Genomic DNA, 18,022 nt, shown 5'->3' with positions numbered 1-18,022 from the left:
GGTGGCTTCCTAGGGGGTGTCGGCGCGGTCCGCCGGACGGTACGGGGCGGCCGGTGTGCCGGGCACGTCGACCCGGACGGCGAAGACGGCACCGTCGAGCGGCCCCGGCGCCTCCAGGCCGATGTGCGCGCTGGTGACGAGCAGGGTCCGGCCGTCGGGGCCGCCGAGGCAGAGCCCGGCGGGCTGTCCTGCGGGCAGGTCGACGATCCGGTCGAGGCTGCCGTCCGGGAGGTAGCGGTGGACCTGGCCGGTGCCCCAGACGGCGGTCCACAGACCGCCCTCGCTGTCGGTGGTCATGCCGTCGGGGCTGCCGTCGGCGAGTGTGACGAAGGTGTCGGGCGTACCGGGGTCGCCACCCTCGGGGTCGACCGGATAGCGCCGGATGACGCCCCGGGCGCTGTCGGCGAGGTACATGACGGTGCCGTCGGCGGTGAAGGCCGGGCCGTTGGGGATCGTGATGTCCCGCAGCACGCGGGTCACACGGCCGTCGGGGTCCAGGCGGTAGAGCGAGCCGGCGTCCTCGGTGGTGTCGTAGGCCATGCTGCCCGCCCAGAAGCGGCCGTGCGGGTCGGCGACGCCGTCGTTCATCCGCATCGGCACCGGGGCGTCGTCCTCGGGGCGGGCGAGCCATTCGGTCCGGCCCGCGGGGTCGATGCGGCAGATGCCGGTGCCCGCTGCCGCGACCCAGTGACCGGGCCGCCCCTCTACCGGCGCCACCGCGCCCAGCGGGCAGGGGAGTTGGGCGAGCAGGGTGTGGGGCGCATCGGGGCCTTCGGAGGCGGCCAGCAACCGCCCGCTGAGGATGTCGGTGAGCACGGCGCGACCGTCCGTCCAGCGGATGCCCTCGCCGAGTTCGAGGCGGTCGCTGCCCAGGACGGCCGGGGACGGCACGGTGGCGGTCACGGGCGGGCCTGCGCACGGACGACGTCCAGGAAGGTGCGGGCGCGTTCGCGCAGGGCGGTGACGCTGCCGCCCTCGGCGGCGTCGCCGATCAGGGGCGATCCGACGCCGACGGCGACGGCGCCGCCGTCCAGGTATGCCGCGGCGGCCTGGGCGTCCACGCCCCCGACGGGCACGAAGGGCAGCTCGGGGAAGGGCCCGCGCAGGTCCCGGAGGTAGCCGGGGCCGCCCGCGCTGCCCGCCGGGAAGAGCTTGAGCGCGTCGGCGCCGAGCCGCAGCGCCTGGAGGATGTCGGTGGGGGTCATCACCCCGGCGAGCACCGGGAGTCCGAGTTCCCGTCCGGTGGAGATGCCGTCGCTGACCGCGGGGGTGACGAGGAAGGTGGCACCGGCCTTGTGGGCGGCCCGTGCGTCGTCGGCGCCGAGCACGGTTCCGGCCCCGAGGGTCGCGTCCGGGCCGAGTGCGGTGCGCGCCCGGGCGATGACGTCGAGCGCGTCACGTCCGCTGAGGGACACCTCGATGAGGCTGATCCCCTCGTCGACGAGGGTGAGCACGGTGGTCAGCGCGGCGTCCGGGTCGCTGCCGCGGACGATGGCGAGCAGCCGGTGGGCACGCAGCGCGGCGAGCAGGTCCATCCGACATCCCTTCTGGTGATGGGTGTTCAGGGGCGGCGGGTCGCGGTGACCGTGAGCCGCCAGGCGACCTCGCCGGAGGGCGGGACGACGACCGTGTCGCCGTCGTCCGCCCCGGTGCGGTCGAAGACCCGGCCGAGCATCGGCTCGACGCCGATCGACCGGTACGGCGCGTCCTGGGGGAAGCCGCCGAGGTTGCGCCACAGGGCGACCGCGACGGGACTGCCCCCGGCCTCGACGGCCAGGTGCAGCGCGTCGGGGCCGTCGTGCACGGTCACCCCCGGGGTGAGGACGACTGCGCCGACGGCCGTGCCGTCGTCAGGGCCGAGCCGGTCGAAGGGGATGCCCTCGACGTGCGGCCAGGCCCCGGTGACCCAGCCCGGCCCCTCGTCGGGGTAGAGCCGGGTCTCGGTGCCCGCGTCGATGCCGATCCACGCGTCCGGGGAGAGCTCCAGCAGGGCGTGGGCGGCCCACACGAAGCGGTAGCCGGGCTCGGCGGTGAGCCTGTAGTCGGCGACGGCGGCGCCCGCCTCCGTGCTCAGGCGCCGGGTCAGCCGGAAGTCGGGGCAGTCCACGACGTCCGCGGCCGGCTCCCGGCGCCAGGGCCGCGACCAGGCGTCCCCGTGGTCGGGCAGGCCGCGCACGGTGGGCACGCACTCCTCCAGGCCACCGGCGTCGGCGAAGGGATCGCCGGGCCGGACCAGGGGCCGCCGGGGCTCGGCGCGGTGCCAGAGCCATTCGCGGCCGCCCGCCGTCAGCGAGGTCCAACGGCCGCCGTGCTCCGGGTCGGTGACCACCGAGACGGGGAGCCGGTCGCCGGTCACCATTCGGCGAAGGAGCCGTCGGCGTGGCGCCACACCGGGTTGCGCCAGGCGTGGCCGGACCGGTCGGCGGCGCGGACCGCGTCCTCGTCGATCGCGACGCCGAGCCCGGGCAGTTCGGTGCGGCGGGCCTGGCCGTCGACGAACCGGAAGGGCTCGGTGTCGACCAGGTAGGACAGCAGGTCTGCGTCCTTGTTGTAGTGGATGCCCCGGCTCTGCTCCTGGATCAGGAAGTTCGGGGTGGCGAAGGCGACCTGCAGGCTCGCGGCCAGCGCGATCGGTCCGAGCGGGCAGTGCGGCGCAAGGTGCGCGCCGAACGTCTCGGCGAGCGAGGCGATCCGGGTGACCTCCGATATCCCGCCGGCGTGCGACAGGTCCGGCTGGGCCACGGCGATGCCCGCGGTCAGGGCCGGCAGGAAGTCGGCCCGCCCGTAGAGCCGTTCACCGGTGGCGAGCGGCACGGAGGAGGCCGCGACCAGGCCCGGCAGCAGGTGCGCCTGCTCGGGCAGGACGGGTTCCTCGACGAACAGCGGGTGCAGCGGGGCTATCTCGTGCAGCACGCGGCGCGCGTTGGCGGCGGTGAACCGTCCGTGGAAGTCGACGGCGACGTCCCGGTGCGGGCCGAGCGCCTCGCGGGCGGCCGTGACGCGTTCCACGACGGCGGCCGTCTCGGCGGGGCTGCCGAGCGGCGGGGTACGCCCTGCGGCGTTCATCTTGACGGCCGTGAAGCCCGCCTCCACCTGGGCGGTGATCTCCTCCTTGAGCCGGTCCGGCTCGTCGCCGCCGACCCAGGCGTACACCCGGACCGAGTCGCGGACGGGGCCGCCGAGCAGGGTGTGCACCGGTACTCCGAGGGCCTTGCCCGCGATGTCCCACAGGGCCTGGTCGATGCCGGCCACGGCGCTGGAGAGCACGGGGCCGCCCCGGTAGAAGCCGCCCTTGCTGAGCACCTGCCAGTGGTCCTGGATCCGCAGGGGGTCCTGCCCCACCAGGTGTTCGGCGAGCACCTCCACGGCGGTCCGCACCACTTCGGCGCGGCCCTCCACCACAGGCTCGCCCCAGCCGACGACGCCGTCGTCGGTCTCGATGCGGCAGAACAGCCAGCGGGGCGGGACGAGGAAGGTCTCGACGCGCGCGATCTTCACTGTGCCTGGCCGTCCTTCTGTTCGTCGGAGCCGTCCGCGCCCTCGGGCGCCTGCGGGCCGCTCACCTTGTCGAGGTCACGCGTCGCCTGGTCGAGCAGGGCGCGCATGGCGTGTTCCGCCGCGTCCGGGTCCCGGTCGCGTACGGCGTCGAGGACGGCGCGGTGGCTGGGCACCGGGTCCTCGCTGTGCGGGGCGCTGTGCACGAGTTGGTCGCGTTGGGCCAGGCCCGACTCGATGACCATCTCCATGCGTTCCAGCAGTTCGTTGTGGGTGGCCGCGAGCAGCGCCCGGTGGAAGGCGAGGTCGGCCTCGACGGCGTGGTTGGCGCCGCCCTCCTCGCCCATGGCGGTCAGCGCCGCCTCCAGCTCCTCCAGGTCGGCGTCGGTGCGGCGGGCGGCGGCCAGCCGCACGGCGGCGGGTTCGATGATCCCGCGGACCTCGCCGAGGTTGCGCAGCAGTGCCAGGTCGGCGCCGGTGCCGCTGCCCTCGGAGAACTGCCAGCGCAGCACGTCGGCGTCGAGCAGGTTCCAGTCCGAGCGGGGCCGGACGAAGGTGCCGCGCTTCTGCCGGGCGTCGACCATGCCCTTGGCCGCGAGCACCTTCAGCGATTCGCGCAGGGCCGTCAGGCTGACGTCCAGCTCGCTCTGCAGGGCCGCCATGTCGAGCGTCGCTCCCTCGGGGATCTCGCCGCTGAGCACTCGGCGGGCGAGGGTCTCCACGGTCTGGCCGTGCACTCCGCGGCGCGCGTATGGCGTCATGTGTTTGCCTTTCTTGCTGTTCGGTCGGTGGCCGGTGCGTTCGGTTCCGTCAGGCCGAGGCCTTGGTGACGCTCCAGCCGCCGTCCACGAGCAGGCTCGATCCGGTGATGTACGAGGCTTCGTCGGCGGCGAGGAAGGCGACGGCGGCGGCGACCTCCTCGGGGGTGCCGAACCGGCGCGCCGCGGTCTCGGCCACGCTCGCGGCGCGGTCGGACTCCGGGACGCGGTCCCAGGCGGCGGTCAGGATCGGCCCCGGCAGCACCGCGTTGACGCGGACGTCCGGACCGTACTCGACGGCGAGTTGACCGCACAGCGACAGCAGGGCGCCCTTGGCGGCCGCGTACGCCGGGTGGCCGGGGATGCCCCGGTGGGCGTGGACCGAGGAGACGAGCACCACGGCTCCCCCGTGCTCGCGCAGGTCGGGCAGCGTCGCCTTCACGCCGAGGAAGGCGCCGGTGAGGTTCACCGACAGCTGCCGTTCCCAGGAGGCGAGGCTGGTCTCGTGGGCCGGCGCGACCGTCACCGTGTACGCGTTGCTGACCAGGACGCCCACGGGCCCGAAGCCGTGGGCGGCCGTGACCACCCGCTGCCAGTCGTCCTCGTCCGCGACGTCGGCGGCGACGAACAGGGCCCGGGCCCCGTCCTTGCGCAGCCGTTCGGCGGTCTCCTCGCCCCGGTCGGCGGCGATGTCGACGAGGACGACGGCCGCGCCCTCGGCGGCGAGGCGTGCCGCGCTCGCCGCGCCGATGCCCGACGCGGCGCCGGTGACGACGGCGACGCGGTTGGTGAAGCGGGCCGTTGGGTTCATGGGGTGGGTCGTCTCCTGTCGGTGGGTCAGCTGGGTGCAGATTCTTCCGCTGTCGTCACTGCCGGGCCAGGACGGTCAACTCCGCGTCGTCATCGGCGGTCCAGGCGAACGGCAGTCCCGAGTGGATCAGGTACGCGCCGCTGTAGCGGGTGCCGGTGGCGGTGTCGGCGTAGACGGCGTCGGGCCGCAGGCCGCGCAGCCGGAGCCGGGCGGCCCGGCCGGGCACCAGGGGCGCGCCGTCGAGGAGGCCGGTGTTCCAGGCCGTCACCACCAGGCGGTCACCGCCCGGTTCCTCGTACTGGACGCCGCAGGTCGGGTCGGCGGGGCTGCCCAGCAGGTGGACCTCGCCGTGGTGGACGACGTCGCGGACCTCCTTGTAGCGGGCGATCCACCGCGCGGCCTCGGCCCGCTGCTCTGGCGTCCAGTGCCGGATGTCGGCGCCGATGCCGAGCACGCCGGCGGCGGAGTTGACGAAACGGAAGGCGAGCGAGCGCGGCCGCGGGTCGAAGACGCCGGGGGCGTCGGTGACCCAGGAGCTCATGGTGTGCGGGGCGTGCGCGTGGAGGTAGCCGTACTGGATGCGCAGCCGGTCCATGGGCGCGGTGTTGTCGCTGGGCCACACCACGTCGGTGCGCGCGATGGTGGCGTGCTCGACGCGTCCGCCGCCGCCCGCGCAGCCCTCGACGGTGACGTGCGGGTGCGCGGCGCGCAGGTGGTCCAGGACGCGGAGGTAGCCGGCGACGTGCGCGGCGTCGAGGTCCTGGCGCTCGGGGTCCGCGCCCGCCGGGTGGCCGGGGCGGCCGCGCTCGGTGGGCGGACGGTTCATGTCCCACTTGAGATAGCTGATGGCGTGTGAGTTCAGCAACCGGTCGAGGGTGCCGATGACGAATTCCTGGACGTCCTCGCGGCCGAGGTCGAGCAGCAGCTGGTTGCGCACGAGCGTCGCCGGGCGGCCGTCGATCCGGTACACCCACTCGGGGTGCTCGGCGTAGAGCCTGGAGCGGGGGCTGATGCCCTCGGGCTCGACCCACAGGCCGAAGTCCAGGCCGAGGGCACGGACGTCCTCGACGAAGCGGTCGAAGCCGCCGGGGAATTCGGCCGGGTCCGGGTCCCAGTCGCCGAGGCCGCCGGTGTCGTCCGGCCGTCCGGTGAACCAGCCGTCGTCGACGACGAAGAGTTCGGCCCCGAGCTCGGCGGCGACCTTGGCCAGCTCCAGCTGGTTCCCCGCGTCGACGTCGAAGCCGGTGGCCTCCCACGAGTTGTAGAGGACCTTGCGGGGCCGGTCCATGCGCCCGCCGGTCAGATGCCGCTCGTAGCGGTGCCAGACGCGGGCCAGGCCGTCGAGGCCGTCGGCGCTGAAGGCGCAGGCCAGCCGGGGCGTGACGAGGGTCTCGCCGGGGGCGAGGCGCACGGCGCCCTCGTGGGGCACGCGTCCGGCGCGGACGCGTACCGCGCCGCCGGGCTCGGCGTCCGCGGTGATCCGCCAGTTGCCGGACCACTCCAGGGCGATGCCGTAGGTGGGGGTGGCGCCCTCGGCGGGGGCGGCGGCGTCCTGGACGGCGAGCCACGGGTGGTAGGCGTGCCCGGCGGAGCCCTGGGTGCTCTCCATCTCGAAGCGCCCGCGCTCCAGCGTGACGTCCTTCAGCTGGAACTCCTGGGACCACTGGCCGGCCAGGTACGTCAGCCGTGCGCCGCCCTGGACGGGCACGTTGACGGCGGCGGAGTCGAAGCGCTCGAGCCGCACCTCGTCCTCGCCGGTGCAGGTGAGTTCCGTCCAGCGCAGGACGACGTCGGTGCCCGGCACCGTCTCGTAGTGCAGCGTGGTGCGCAGTCCGAGGAGGTCGTCGGCGAAGGCCAGGCGCAGGGCCCGGTCGCCGTCCTGCGTGGCGCCGTCGAACCGCCACCAGCTGCCGCGGTCGCCGCCGGGGCGGGAGGCGATCAGGTCGGCGCCGGTGAAGGGCCGCAGCCCGTACGGGATGTACTCGGCCGGGGCGGCGTCGGCGGGGGTGATGAAGTGGGTGCGGCGCGACCAGTCCAGGGGCGAGGGCCCGTCCTCGGCGCCGTGCGGCCCCCAGGCGGCGAGTTCGGCCCAGCGGCCGTCGCCGCCCAGGGTGACGGCGTAGGTGGTGGTGTCGGTGCGCAGCAGCCACCGGTCGTGCGCGGTCACTTGACGGCTCCGAGGTTGAGTCCGGCCACGAAGTGGCGCTGGAAGCTGAGGAAGACGGCCACCGTCGGGGCGGCGGCGATCACCGAACCGGCCGCGATGACGTTCCACATCGAGACGTACTGGCCCTGCAGCCCGATGAGCGACGCGGTGATGGGCATCTGGCTGTCGGTGCGCAGCACCGTGATGGCCCACAGCAGGTCGTTGAAGATCCAGGTGAACGACAGGGCGCTCAGCGCGGCCAGCGCGGGGCGGGCCAGCGGCAGGATGATCCGCCAGTAGATCTGCCAGGGGCCCGCGCCGTCGATGACGGCGGCCTGCTGGATCTCGCTGGGGATCGACCGCATGAACCCGTGCAGCACGAAGACGTAGAAGCCGACGCCGAAGCCGACCTGCACCCCGATCAGGGCGTAGAGCTGGTCGTAGATGCCGAGCACTTCGCTGAGCTTGGAGACCGGGATCAGCAGGATCTGCGGGGGCAGCAGGTTGCCGCCGAGCATGAGCAGCAGCAGGACGCGCCGGAAGGGCAGGTCGTAGCGGCTGATCGCGAAGGCGGCCATGGAGGCCAGGCCCAGCGACAGCAGCACGGTGGGGATCGTGACCAGCAGGCTGTTGATGAGGGCGCGCTGCTGGCCGCCGTCCACCCACGCCTGGCGGAAGCTGTCGAAGGTGAAGGAGTGCGGCCAGCTGCCGACGCCGTGCGCGGCGATGTCGTCGAAGGTCCGCGTGCTGGTGACCAGGACGAGGACGATCGGCAGCAGCCACAGCGCGGACAGCAGGACCGCGGTGAAGTGGAAGCCGGTGGTGCGCAGGGCGCGGCCGCTCAGGAGCGGCCGGCGGGGCGCCGCGGCCGGGGCCTCGGTGGCCTTGCCGTCGCGGCCGGCGGGGTCCTCGACCCGTGCGGTGGCGTGGGTGGCGGTCATCAGTCGGCCTCCCGGAAGGCGCGCACGAGGTAGCTCGCGATGACGCCGAAGGCCAGCACGAAGATGACGACGGCGAGCGCGGAGCCGTATCCCAGGCGCAGGGACTGGAACGCGGTGGAGTACATGTAGGTGCTCAGCAGTTCGGAGGAGTGGTACGGGCCGCCGCGGGTGAGCGCCCACACCACGTCGAACGAGCGCAGCGAGTCGATGACGATCACCGACAGGACGACCGCGTTGACGCTGCGCAGCTGGGGCAGCGTGATGTGCCGGAACTGCTGCCAGCGGGTGGCGCCGTCGACCTTGGCCGCCTCGTACAGGACGGGGTCGATGCCCTTGAGTCCGGCCAGGTACAGCACCATCACGTAGCCGACCTGGCGCCAGAGCGCGGGCACGATCACCGCGTAGAAGGCGGTGTCCTGGTCGGCGAGCCAGGCATGCTTCAAGCTGCCGAGGCCGACGCCCTCCAGCACGTTGTTGATCAGGCCGTCCGGCTGGTACATGGCCTGCCACACCAACGCGGTGGCGACCAGCGAGAAGACCACCGGCAGGAAGAGCGCCGCCCGGTAGAACCCGACGCCGCGCCGCTCCTGCTGGAGCAGCAGCGCGGCACCGAGTCCCAGGGCGGCGGAGAGCCCGCCGAAGAGCAGCAGCCACAGCACCGTGTTGACGGCGGCGGTGCGGAAGACCGGGTCGTGCACCATCTCGCTGAAGTTGTCGAGACCGACGAACTTCGGGGCGGCCAGCCCGTCCCAGGAGGTCAGGGAGAGGTAGAACCCCTGGATGGCCGGCCAGAAGACCCAGAACGCCTCGGCGAGCAGCGGGACGAGGACGAAGGCCAGGACCACCGGGGGCACCCGGGTGGCCCTGGACCGACGTGTGGAACCGAGCAACGCCATCGTCACTGGCTCCAGATCTTCTGTGCGCTGCGCTGCCACGTGGTGAGGATGGAGCCGATCTCCTTGGGCTTGGCCAGGTAGTGCACCAGCGCGGTGTCGGCGGTCGGCTGGAGCGCGTCGCTGGAGTCGCGGTTGAAGAACTGCGTGACCTCGGCGGCGCTCTCGATGAGCTTGCGGCCCTTGACCACCAGCGGGGTGCCGGCGTCCTTGGCGTCCGGGTGGGTGGGCAGCGCGGTGCCCGAGGAGTTCTTGAGGTAGAGCTCCTGCGCCTCGGCGGTGGCGAGGTAGCTCAGCAGCTCCTTGACGCCGTCGGTGCGCTTGCCGCGGGCGCTGGCGAAGTACCCGTCGGTGGGCGCCTCCTCGGCGACCGGCACCTTGGGGTCGATGATCGGGAACTGGAAGAAGTCCAGGTCGCCCAGGGCGTCCTTCGGCGCGGCGTCGGCGAAGAAGGTGCCGATCAGCATCATGCCGGTGCGGCCCTGCAGGAGGGCGGTGGTGGCGTCCTGGAAGGGTATCGCCGTGCCGTTGGGGTCGAAGAACGGCCGGGCCTGGTCCCAGGTGTCGAAGACCTTGCGGACCTCGGGGTCGTCGAACCGGTGCTTGCCCGCCAGCAGCTCGCGGTGGTAGTTCGCGCCGTTGACGCGGATGTTGAGGTAGTCGAACCAGGCGGAGGCGACCCACGGGGTGTCGCCGCCGGCGCCGAGGCCGATCGGGGCGACGCCCTTGCTCTTGAGCTTGTCGCACAGGTCGAGGAACTCGTCCCAGTTCTTCGGCTCCTGGACGCCCCACTTGGCGAAGTTGGACTTCCGGTAGAACATGCCCCACCAGTAGTAGCTGGTGGGCACGAAGACCTTCTTGCCGCTGGAGGCCGAGGTGCACAGGTTCTTCAGGGCGTCGGTGTAGCCGGACAGCTCGGGCTTGCCCCAGATGTCGTCCAGGTCGAGCAGCAGGTCCTTCTTGGCGTACGACTCGGCGACGGAGCCCGGGTACCAGGTGTAGATGTCCGGCGGGTTGGCCGAGGTGAGGTACGTCGGCAGCTGCGTGCGGAAGGTCTCCGACGCGACGGTGTTGAGCTCGGCCTCGGCGCCGCCGCGCTTGTTGAAGGCGGCCACGAGCTGCTGCATCGAGGTCTTCGCCTGCGGGGAGGAGAGGTTGGACTGCAGGGTCACCGGGCCGCCGGACTTTCCTCCGGAGGCGGACGGGCTCTGGGTGACGCAGCTGCTGAGCAGCGCGCCGGCGCCGACGGCGCCGGAGACGGCGAGGAACCGGCGGCGGCTGGCGTTGAAGGCGGTCATCTGTGCACTCCCTTAGTGCCCACGGAACGGAGCTGAGGCCCCCTGACGGCCCGGCTCTGGGTGCGGCAGGCACACAGCCTGTCGCAGGGGTCAGCGTCCCGTCAAGATTAATTACTAATTTATTTTCCGGACGTTGCGCCCCGGGTCGAACACGGCCCGGAGGCACGCCTGTTGGTGCCGGACGGCACGGGTTGACGCAGGTGGAACGGGGTGAAGCAGGGTGGAGCGGGGGTGTTGCGAGAGGCGGCGCGAGGATCGCGCCGGACTCAGAGCGCGGCCTGGTGGCCCCGTCCGCCCCACTCACGGAAGGTGACGAACGCACCGCTTTCGCCGTGCCGCGGCACGCCCCGGCCGGCCGCGTCCGCGCGATGCGAAGCCATGGGGTTCTCCCGGGAGTTGGAGGTACGGGACACCCCGCTCCGGTCGTGCCGGGCGTCGGTGCCACGGCGGAAACTGTGGCCGCACCCCGGAAGCGTGTCAATATTAATTGCTAATTAACTTAAAAACGCGATCTTCTGGTGACCTGACCGCATCGCCGCACCGCACGCCACAGGCTTCCGCCGGGTTCCGTAGGATTGCGGCGATGCACCGCCCCCGACTGGTCGCCACCGATCTCGACGGCACGCTCCTGCGCGACGACGGCGCCCTCTCCGCCCGCACGCTGGACGCCCTGCGCGCCACGGCCGGCGCGGGCGCGGAGGTCGTCCTCGTGACCGCCCGGCCGCACCGCTACCTCGACGCGCTCGCCGCGGCCACCGGCCTGACCGGGACCGCGGTGTGCTCCAACGGCGCGGTCGTGTACGACGTCGGCAGCCGCACCGTCACGGACTCCAGCCCGCTCGCCGTCCCCGTCGCACGGCGGGTGGCCGCCGCCCTGCGGGAGGCGGCGCCCGGCGTCGGCTTCGCCGTGGAGACGGGCCACTATCTGCACTGGGCACCGGGGTACGGCCACCACCTGCCGGAGGACGCGCACGCCGAGCTCCCCGTGCGCTCGCTCGACGACCTGTGGACGGTGCCGGGCCCCGTCGTGAAGCTGCTCGCCTGGTCCCCCGCACTCGACGCGGACGCGTTGCTCGCCGTGGCGCAGCGCGCCGCGGACGGCGCGGCCCAGTTCACCCACTCCGGCGGCCGCGGCCTGCTGGAGGTCAGCGCCCACGGCGTCACCAAGGCCGCCGCGCTGTCGGCCCTGTGCGCGACCCGGGGCATCCTCGCCGAAGAGGTCGTCGCCTTTGGCGACATGCCCAACGACCTGCCCGTCCTGACCTGGGCGGGCACCGCCTACGCCGTCGCCAACGCCCACCCGTCCGTGCTGGCCGCGGTCCCCCACCGCACGGCCTCCAACGAGGACGACGGCGTGGCCCGCGTCCTGGAGCACCTCTTCGGGACGCGGGCGGGCGCCCGCTGACACACCGAGGGGCGGCGCCCGGTGGGACCTGCCGGGCGCCGCCCCGAGGGCGGTGGAGGGGGCCGCGTCAGCAGCCGTAGTCGATCAGGTCGAACGTCACGTAGTGGTCGGCGGTGTAGTAGTCCTCGTCGGCGCCCTGGCCGGTGACGATCCGCCGTGCGCCGCGGGTCGAGGAGCCGGGGGTCTTGACCGTGTACTCGTGGTAGTAGCCGTTCGCGTGGGCGGGCAGCACGCCCTCGCGGTTCTGGAAGACCGTCCCGTCCTGGGGGTACGGGAACGGGCCGCCCCGGTCGATCAGCCGGAGCGTGGTGTAGGCCTGCGACGGCAGGTCGGAGTAGCAGATGTCACCGGCCGAGGCCGCCGAAGCGGCCTGTACGGAGACCGTGGCCGCGGTGGCGGGCGCCGGCGCGGCGGCGGCGACGGCGGGGCCGCCGACGAGAAGGGCCGAGGCGAGGGCGCCCAGGGCGCCGATGCGAAGGATCCGTGGGGGGATTCTCATGGCTCCAGGATGACGCGCGTAGAGCCTGTCATGTCAACGACAATCACGGGATGTTCCCCGGGAGTTCACACCTTCCGGTCCGGGTCAGTCCGTGCCGCCCGAGCCCTCCGCCGCCTCGCGCAGGGCGTCCAGGACCGGGCGCAGCAGGGGGTGCTCCTCGGCGCCGCGGCGGACGGCGGCGAACACGCGCCGGGTGGCGACCACGTCGTCGACGGGGCGGACGGCGACACCGGACAGGTCCATGTCGCGCAACGCGCTGCGCGGTACGAGGGCCACGCCCGCGCCCGCCGCCGCGAGGGCGACGACCGCGCGGAAGTCGTCGGAGGAGTGCTCCAGGCGGGGCTGGAAACCGGCGTACTCGCAGGCGAGGACGACCACGTCGTGGCAGGGGTTGCCGGGGTAGGGGCCGATCCAGGTCTCGTCGGCGAGGTCGGCGACGCGGACGGAACCGGTCGCGGCGTCCGCGAGGCGGTGCCCGGCCGGAAGGACGGCGTCGAAGGGCTCGGCGTACAGCGGGACGCGGGCGAGCCGCTGGTCGTCCGCACGGGGGGCGCCGCGGTACTCGACGGCCACGGCGATCTCGGCGCGGCCGTCGAGCACCATGGGCAGCGACTCGTCGCCCTCGGCGTCGCGGACCCGGACGCGGATGCCCGGGGCGGTGCCGCCGAGCGCGGCGATGGCCGGGGCGAGCACCAGGGCGATGCCGGTCGCGAAGGAGGCCACGGTCACCTCGCCGGCGGCGCCGGAGGTGTAGGCGGCCAGTTCGGCCTCGGCGCGTTCCAGCTGCGCCAGCACCGTGTTGGCGTGGGCGAGCAGGATCTCGCCGACGGGGGTGAGCTGGACGCCGCGGCCGCCGCGCTCCAGCAGCCGGTGGCCGGTCTCGTGCTCCAGGGCCGCGAGCTGCTGGGAGACCGCGGAGGGGGTCAGGTACAGCGCCGCGGCCGCGGCGGTCACCGTACGGTGGTCCGCCACGGCCCGCAGGGTCCGCAACCGTCGTGCGTCAATCACCCATTCATCCTGCCAGGGCATCGCGCGCGGCGATGAATGCGTCCACCGCCTTCTCGACGTCCGCGGTGGAGTGCGCGGCCGACAGCTGGACCCGGATGCGGGCCTTGCCGTGCGGCACGACGGGGTAGGAGAAGCCGATGACGTAGACGCCGCGCTCCAGCAGCAGCTCCGCCATGCGGCCCGCCTTCGCGGCGTCGCCGATCATGACCGGGGCGATGGGGTGCTCGCCGGGCAGGATCTCGAAGCCGGCCTCGGTCATGCGGGAGCGGAAGAGCGCGGTGTTCTCCGCGAGGCGGGTGCGCAGGTCCTCGGAGTCCTCGATCAGGTCCAGGACCTTGAGGGAGGCGGCGGCGATGACCGGCGCGAGGGAGTTGGAGAACAGGTACGGGCGCGAGCGCTGGCGCAGCAGGGCGACGATCTCCGCGCGGGCCGCGACGTAGCCGCCGGAGGCGCCGCCGAGGGCCTTGCCGAGGGTGCCGGTGAGGATGTCGACCCGGTCCATCACGCCGTGCAGGGCGTGGGTGCCGCGGCCGCCGGGGCCGGTGAAGCCGACGGCGTGGGAGTCGTCGACCATCACCATGGCGTCGTAGCGGTCGGCGAGGTCGCAGATCTCGTCGAGCGGCGCGATGTAGCCGTCCATCGAGAAGACGCCGTCGGTGACGATGAGGCGGCGGCGGGCGTCGGACGCCTCCTTCAGGCGCGCCTCCAGCTCGGCCATGTCGCGGTTGGCGTAGCGCAGGCGGCGGGCCTTGGACAGCCGGATGCCGTCGATGATGCTGGCGTGGTTGAGCGCGTCGGAGATGACCGCGTCGTTCTCGTCGAGGAGGGTCTCGAAGACGCCGCCGTTGGCGTCGAAGCAGGAGCTGTAGAGGACCGTGTCCTCGGTGCCGAGGAAGGCGGACAGCCGGGCCTCGAGCTCCTTGTGGACCTCCTGGGTGCCGCAGATGAAGCGGACCGACGCCATGCCGTAGCCCCAGCGGTCCAGGGCCTCCTTGGCGGCGGCGGTGACCTCGGGGTGGTCGGCGAGCCCGAGGTAGTTGTTGGCGCAGAAGTTGAGGACGTCGCCGGGGACGCCGCCGCCGGTGACGGATACGGAGGCGCTCTGCGGGCTGCCGATCACGCGCTCGGGCTTGAAGAGCCCGGCCTCGCGGATCTCTTCGAGGGTGCCGCGCAGGTCGTCGCGGACGGAGTCGAACATCGGGGTTCTCCCTGGGAGGCTGCGGGTGGTGCGGTGGGCCGTGCCGCGGGGGCGGGGCCGGGAGGGGTCAGGAGGTCCAGTCGAGGACGACCTTGCCGCAGCGGCCGCTCGCGGCCTCGTCGAAGGCGGCGTCGAAGTCGCGGTAGGAGTAGCGGCCGGTGACCACGGGGGCGATGTCGAGGCCGCCCTCCAGCAGCACGGACATGGCGTACCAGGTCTCGAACATCTCCCGGCCGTAGATGCCCTTGATGGTGATCATCGACGTGACGATCTTGGCGAAGTCCACGGAGAAGTCCTCCGCGGGCAGGCCGAGCATCGCGATGCGGCCGCCGTTCGTCATGTTGGCGATCATCTCGCGCATGGCCTCGGGGCGGCCGGACATCTCCAGGCCGATGTCGAAGCCCTCGCGCAGGCCGAGCTCGCGCTGGCCGTCGGCGATGGTGGTCTCGCCCACGTTGAGGGCGAGGCTGACGCCGACCTTGCGGGCGAGGTCCAGGCGGTACTCGCTGACGTCGGTGATGACGACGTGGCGCGCGCCGGCGTGCTTGGCGACGGCGGCGGCCATGATGCCGATCGGGCCTGCGCCGGTGATCAGCACGTCCTCGCCGACCAGGGGGAAGGACAGCGCGGTGTGCACGGCGTTGCCGAAGGGGTCGAAGATGGCCGCTGTGTCGAGGTCGACGGCGACCCGGTGGACCCACACGTTGGACGCGGGCAGCGCGACGTACTCGGCGAAGGCGCCGTCGCGGCCGACCCCGAGGCCGATCGTGTTGCGGCACAGGTGGCGGCGGCCGGCCAGGCAGTTGCGGCACTTGCCGCAGACGAGGTGGCCCTCGCCGCTGACGAGGTCGCCGGTCTTGATCTCGGAGACGTCGGAGCCGACGGCGGCGACCTCGCCGACGAACTCGTGTCCGAGCACGAGCGGGGTGGCCACGGCCTGCTGGGCCCAGCCGTCCCAGGCACGGATGTGCAGGTCGGTGCCGCAGATCCCGGTCCGCAGCACCTTGATGAGGACGTCCCCGGGACCGATCTCCGGCTCCGGGACGTCCCGCAGCCACAGGCCGGGCGCGGCCTTCTCCTTCACCAGTGCCTTCACTCTTGCGACTCCTGCCGGCAGACGATGTGGCCCGGCCCGCGCGGGGGGACGCGGACCGGGCACGAGGGGAGCCCGGGCGGAGCGAGGGCGCCCGTCGGCGCCTGCTCGCGCGTTGCGCCGGGCACACAGCAATCTGCCCGGCTTCGAGCGTTCGGTCCATCGATCTTTTCTTAAGCTCGGCAACAGCGCAGCTTCACGCTCGGCCGGAAGGGCGACGCGGACCGCCGCCGCACCGGCGCCGGGGCCGCTCAGCGCGGGGCGAGCGCGGCCAGCTGTGCGGTGATCGTGTCGGTGTCCTGGAAGCTCAGCCCGAGGCGGGCGACGTGCTTCCAGCGCACGATGCCCTCCGCGTCCACGATGAAGACCGAGCGCTTGAGGCCGAGCCCCGGCATGGTGATGCCGTAGGCCTTGGCGACCGTGCGCTCGGTGTCGGCGAGCAGCGGGAAGCGCAGGTCGCGCTTGCGGGCGAACCGCTCGTGGCTGTCGAGGTCGCTGAAGTTGATGCCCCAGACCGTCGCCCCGAGGTCGCGGAAGCGGTCCAGGTCGGAGGTGTACGAGCAGAGCTGCTTGGTGCACACCGCCGTGTCGTCCCCGGGGTAGAAGGCGAGCACGACGGGGGCGCCACGCTGCGCGGACAGGGAGTACGCGCCGCGCTCGGCACCCGGTCCGTCGAGCAGGACGCCCGGGAGGGTGAAGTCGGGGGCGGGGGTGCCGGTCTCGGGCACGGGCATGGGGGGTCCTCTCACGGGGGCGGGCCCGGCGGCTGCGCGCCGGGGCCCGGGGGGGGGGGGGGTGTGCGGGGTTCTTCCTGCTGTCCGGGTGCCCGGACAGCAGGAAGACGACGATGCAGAACGTTCGTTCTTGCCGGGACGCTACGCGGTGCCGTCCGCTACCGTCAAGGACATGAGTGCCCCTCCCGCCGTTCCCCTCGTCACATATGCCGCCGCGGACGCGCCGCCGCGTGACCGCATCCTGGCCACCGCGGCCCGGCTGTTCTACACCGAGGGCATCCACGCGGTGGGCATGGACCGGATCGTCACGGAGGCGTCCACGACCAGGGCGACGCTCTACCGGCACTTCCTCGGCAAGGAGCAGCTCGTCCTGAGCTACATCCAGGCCACCGACGGGCAGATCCGCGCCTTCACCACGGCCGCGCTCACGGGGCTGGGCGCGAGGGAGGCCCTGCTGGGGGTGGCCGGGGCGCTCGGCGACCAGCTGTGCTCGCCGGGTTTCCGCGGCTGTCCGTTCCTCAACGCGGCCGCGGAGTACCCCGACCCGGCCGACCCCGTCTCGCGCGCGATCGTGGCCCACCGGGACTGGCTGCGGGGGCTGGTCGCCGGGCTGCTCGCGGAGGCGGGCGACCCGGAGGCCGCCGAGGACGCGGCGACGCTGATGCTGCTGCGCGACGGCGCGATGATGACCGCCGCCCTCGGCGACGCGGACGCGGTGCGGGCGTCGCTGGAGCGGGCCGTACGGCGCGTGCTGGGGACCGCCGGCGTGTTGTGAGGGCGGCCCTGCCGCACAGCCCGTGACGCCGGCCTGACCACCTACGGCCGGGCCCGCCGGGAAGGGGCCCGCCCGCCGGCGGCCCGGCTCCGCACGGGGCCGGCAGCGGCGTTCGGGCGGGGGGACGCGCGGCTCGGCGTCAGCCGGCGTGGGTGGAGAACAGGCCGCCGGTGGGGCCCTGCTTGTCGCCGCCCTGGGCCTTCTTCAGGGCGTTCGCCAGCCCCTCGATGGTCATGGACTGCAGGATGACGCGGCCGTTGCCCTCCAGGGTCGCCAGCGACAGCCCCTCGCCGCCGAAGACGGCGTTCATGATGCCCTGCCGGTTGAGCCCGCCGATGCGCTGCACGCCGTAGCGGACGCCGTCCTCGAAGGCGACGATGCAGCCGGTGTCGACCTCGATGCGCCCGCCGAAGTCGGCGGGGTTGAGGTCGATGAAGTTGCCCGCGCCCGCGATGATCACCGTGCCGCGGCCGGTGAACTTCTCCAGGATGAAGCCCTCGCCGCCGCTCATGCCGCTGCGGCCGCCCTGGAAGGCGATGCCGAAGTCGACGCTCGACTCGGCGGCCACGAAGGCGTCCTTCTCCGCGTACCAGGCGCGCGATCCGTCCAGCTCCAGGGCGCGCATCTCGCCGGGCAGGACGCCCGCGAAGCCGACGGTGCCCTCGCCGCCGCTCGCGGTGAAGTACTGGAAGGCGATGCTCTCGCCCGCCAGCATCCGCTGGCCGACCTGCATGGCCGTGCCCATGGCCTGGCGGAACATGCCGCCCATGCCGCCGCCCGCGCCTGCCTGCGCGTCGCGCTGGGCGCCGGGGCCCGCGAGCCGGGTGTCCATGCTCACGTTGCTGGTCTTGAACAGGAACTTGCCCGCCTCGCAGTAGACGGTCTGGCCGGGCTGGAGCGTGCACACGGCCATCTGCATGGCGTTGCCGACGATCTGCTGCTGGAGGGTCACTGCGGTGCTCCGGGTG

The 18,022-nt window shown here is 73.2% G+C and carries 18 protein-coding genes; 2 read left to right on the top strand and 16 right to left on the bottom strand.

The features are described from left to right. Positions 1–9: 9 nt before the first annotated feature. The 10 genes from ABZ479_RS07265 to ABZ479_RS07220 are packed head-to-tail and all read right to left on the bottom strand — an operon-like array spanning position 10 to position 10,342. Positions 10–903: an SMP-30/gluconolactonase/LRE family protein gene (locus tag ABZ479_RS07265; RefSeq protein ID WP_500460482.1), complete on the bottom strand. Its 894-nt coding sequence runs from the start codon at positions 901–903 to the stop codon at positions 10–12. Beyond that, the gene (locus ABZ479_RS07260) at positions 900–1,535 is read right to left on the bottom strand and encodes a bifunctional 4-hydroxy-2-oxoglutarate aldolase/2-dehydro-3-deoxy-phosphogluconate aldolase (RefSeq protein WP_500460481.1); all 636 of its coding nucleotides are present in this window, start codon (positions 1,533–1,535) and stop codon (positions 900–902) included. The genes ABZ479_RS07265 and ABZ479_RS07260 overlap by 4 nt, the downstream gene beginning before the upstream one ends. Before the next feature lie 26 nt (positions 1,536–1,561). Beyond that, a complete protein-coding gene (locus ABZ479_RS07255; protein WP_500460480.1) occupies positions 1,562–2,359 on the bottom strand; it encodes a hypothetical protein in 798 nt (265 codons plus the stop codon). After that, the gene (gene dgoD, locus ABZ479_RS07250) at positions 2,353–3,498 is read right to left on the bottom strand and encodes a galactonate dehydratase (protein WP_499601459.1); all 1,146 of its coding nucleotides are present in this window, start codon (positions 3,496–3,498) and stop codon (positions 2,353–2,355) included. The genes ABZ479_RS07255 and dgoD overlap by 7 nt, the downstream gene beginning before the upstream one ends. Continuing rightward, the gene (locus tag ABZ479_RS07245; RefSeq protein WP_500460479.1) at positions 3,495–4,256 is read right to left on the bottom strand and encodes a FadR/GntR family transcriptional regulator; all 762 of its coding nucleotides are present in this window, start codon (positions 4,254–4,256) and stop codon (positions 3,495–3,497) included. The genes dgoD and ABZ479_RS07245 overlap by 4 nt, the downstream gene beginning before the upstream one ends. Positions 4,257–4,305: 49 nt before the next feature. Then, on the bottom strand, positions 4,306–5,064 hold the full coding sequence (locus tag ABZ479_RS07240) for an SDR family NAD(P)-dependent oxidoreductase (RefSeq protein ID WP_500460478.1): 759 nt from the start codon (positions 5,062–5,064) through the stop codon (positions 4,306–4,308). Positions 5,065–5,119: 55 nt separating this feature from the next. Beyond that, positions 5,120–7,231: an alpha-galactosidase gene (locus ABZ479_RS07235; protein WP_500460477.1), complete on the bottom strand. Its 2,112-nt coding sequence runs from the start codon at positions 7,229–7,231 to the stop codon at positions 5,120–5,122. Next, complete coding sequence (locus ABZ479_RS07230) at positions 7,228–8,151, bottom strand: carbohydrate ABC transporter permease (protein WP_499601466.1); 924 nt, start codon at positions 8,149–8,151, stop codon at positions 7,228–7,230. Before ABZ479_RS07230 ends, ABZ479_RS07235 begins: the two co-directional genes overlap by 4 nt. Continuing rightward, positions 8,151–9,005 (bottom strand): carbohydrate ABC transporter permease, encoded by an 855-nt coding sequence (locus tag ABZ479_RS07225; RefSeq protein WP_500460475.1) that lies wholly within the window; start codon positions 9,003–9,005, stop codon positions 8,151–8,153. The genes ABZ479_RS07230 and ABZ479_RS07225 overlap by 1 nt, the downstream gene beginning before the upstream one ends. Before the next feature lie 44 nt (positions 9,006–9,049). Next, positions 9,050–10,342 (bottom strand): ABC transporter substrate-binding protein, encoded by a 1,293-nt coding sequence (locus ABZ479_RS07220; protein WP_500460473.1) that lies wholly within the window; start codon positions 10,340–10,342, stop codon positions 9,050–9,052. Between the two features lie 583 nt (positions 10,343–10,925). Here ABZ479_RS07220 and ABZ479_RS07215 point away from each other — a divergent pair. After that, positions 10,926–11,747, top strand: a complete 822-nt coding sequence (locus ABZ479_RS07215) for an HAD family hydrolase (RefSeq protein WP_500460471.1) — start codon at positions 10,926–10,928, stop codon at positions 11,745–11,747. A gap of 67 nt (positions 11,748–11,814) precedes the next feature. Here ABZ479_RS07215 and ABZ479_RS07210 read toward each other — a convergent pair whose 3' ends face one another. The 5 genes from ABZ479_RS07210 to ABZ479_RS07190 form a co-directional block, all read right to left on the bottom strand. Further along, positions 11,815–12,246 carry a guanyl-specific ribonuclease gene (locus ABZ479_RS07210; RefSeq protein ID WP_500460469.1) on the bottom strand — a complete coding sequence of 144 codons (432 nt, stop codon included), beginning with the start codon at positions 12,244–12,246 and terminating at the stop codon, positions 11,815–11,817. Between the two features lie 84 nt (positions 12,247–12,330). Next, entirely contained in the window at positions 12,331–13,254 is a 924-nt protein-coding gene (locus ABZ479_RS07205) for a LysR family transcriptional regulator (protein ID WP_500460467.1), read from the bottom strand. Between the two features lie 4 nt (positions 13,255–13,258). Beyond that, positions 13,259–14,452, bottom strand: a complete 1,194-nt coding sequence (locus tag ABZ479_RS07200; protein WP_499601472.1) for a glycine C-acetyltransferase — start codon at positions 14,450–14,452, stop codon at positions 13,259–13,261. A 67-nt stretch (positions 14,453–14,519) separates the two neighbouring features. After that, positions 14,520–15,548, bottom strand: coding sequence for an L-threonine 3-dehydrogenase (gene tdh, locus ABZ479_RS07195; RefSeq protein WP_500460465.1), 1,029 nt, complete (start codon positions 15,546–15,548; stop codon positions 14,520–14,522). A gap of 248 nt (positions 15,549–15,796) precedes the next feature. Further along, positions 15,797–16,279: a peroxiredoxin gene (locus ABZ479_RS07190; protein ID WP_499601475.1), complete on the bottom strand. Its 483-nt coding sequence runs from the start codon at positions 16,277–16,279 to the stop codon at positions 15,797–15,799. 172 nt (positions 16,280–16,451) lie between these two features. On the opposite strand from ABZ479_RS07190, the gene ABZ479_RS07185 reads away from it, so the two are divergent. Then, a complete protein-coding gene (locus tag ABZ479_RS07185; RefSeq protein ID WP_500460464.1) occupies positions 16,452–17,054 on the top strand; it encodes a TetR/AcrR family transcriptional regulator in 603 nt (200 codons plus the stop codon). 139 nt (positions 17,055–17,193) lie between these two features. Here the strand turns inward: ABZ479_RS07185 and ABZ479_RS07180 are convergent, their stop codons facing one another. After that, positions 17,194–18,006 carry an AIM24 family protein gene (locus tag ABZ479_RS07180; protein WP_500460463.1) on the bottom strand — a complete coding sequence of 271 codons (813 nt, stop codon included), beginning with the start codon at positions 18,004–18,006 and terminating at the stop codon, positions 17,194–17,196. Between the last annotated feature and the right edge of the window lie 16 nt (positions 18,007–18,022).

The organism is Streptomyces sp. NPDC005722 (assembly GCF_040630935.1).
Classification (GTDB): Bacteria; Actinomycetota; Actinomycetes; order Streptomycetales; family Streptomycetaceae; genus Actinacidiphila.
This window is presented reverse-complemented; position numbering and strand designations above follow the sequence as displayed.

Bases quoted from the DNA above. Each gene is read 5' to 3' on its own strand.
- ABZ479_RS07190 (WP_499601475.1), bottom strand. From the start codon at position 16,279: ATGCCCGTGCCCGAGACCGGCACCCCCGCCCCCGACTTCACCCTCCCG.
- ABZ479_RS07230 (WP_499601466.1), bottom strand. From the start codon at position 8,151: ATGACCGCCACCCACGCCACCGCACGGGTCGAGGACCCCGCCGGCCGC.
- ABZ479_RS07245 (WP_500460479.1), bottom strand. From the start codon at position 4,256: ATGACGCCATACGCGCGCCGCGGAGTGCACGGCCAGACCGTGGAGACC.
- ABZ479_RS07260 (WP_500460481.1), bottom strand. From the start codon at position 1,535: ATGGACCTGCTCGCCGCGCTGCGTGCCCACCGGCTGCTCGCCATCGTC.
- ABZ479_RS07200 (WP_499601472.1), bottom strand. From the start codon at position 14,452: ATGTTCGACTCCGTCCGCGACGACCTGCGCGGCACCCTCGAAGAGATC.
- ABZ479_RS07220 (WP_500460473.1), bottom strand. From the start codon at position 10,342: ATGACCGCCTTCAACGCCAGCCGCCGCCGGTTCCTCGCCGTCTCCGGC.
- ABZ479_RS07210 (WP_500460469.1), bottom strand. From the start codon at position 12,246: ATGAGAATCCCCCCACGGATCCTTCGCATCGGCGCCCTGGGCGCCCTC.
- ABZ479_RS07240 (WP_500460478.1), bottom strand. From the start codon at position 5,064: ATGAACCCAACGGCCCGCTTCACCAACCGCGTCGCCGTCGTCACCGGC.
- ABZ479_RS07185 (WP_500460464.1), top strand. From the start codon at position 16,452: ATGAGTGCCCCTCCCGCCGTTCCCCTCGTCACATATGCCGCCGCGGAC.
- ABZ479_RS07255 (WP_500460480.1), bottom strand. From the start codon at position 2,359: ATGGTGACCGGCGACCGGCTCCCCGTCTCGGTGGTCACCGACCCGGAG.
- ABZ479_RS07215 (WP_500460471.1), top strand. From the start codon at position 10,926: ATGCACCGCCCCCGACTGGTCGCCACCGATCTCGACGGCACGCTCCTG.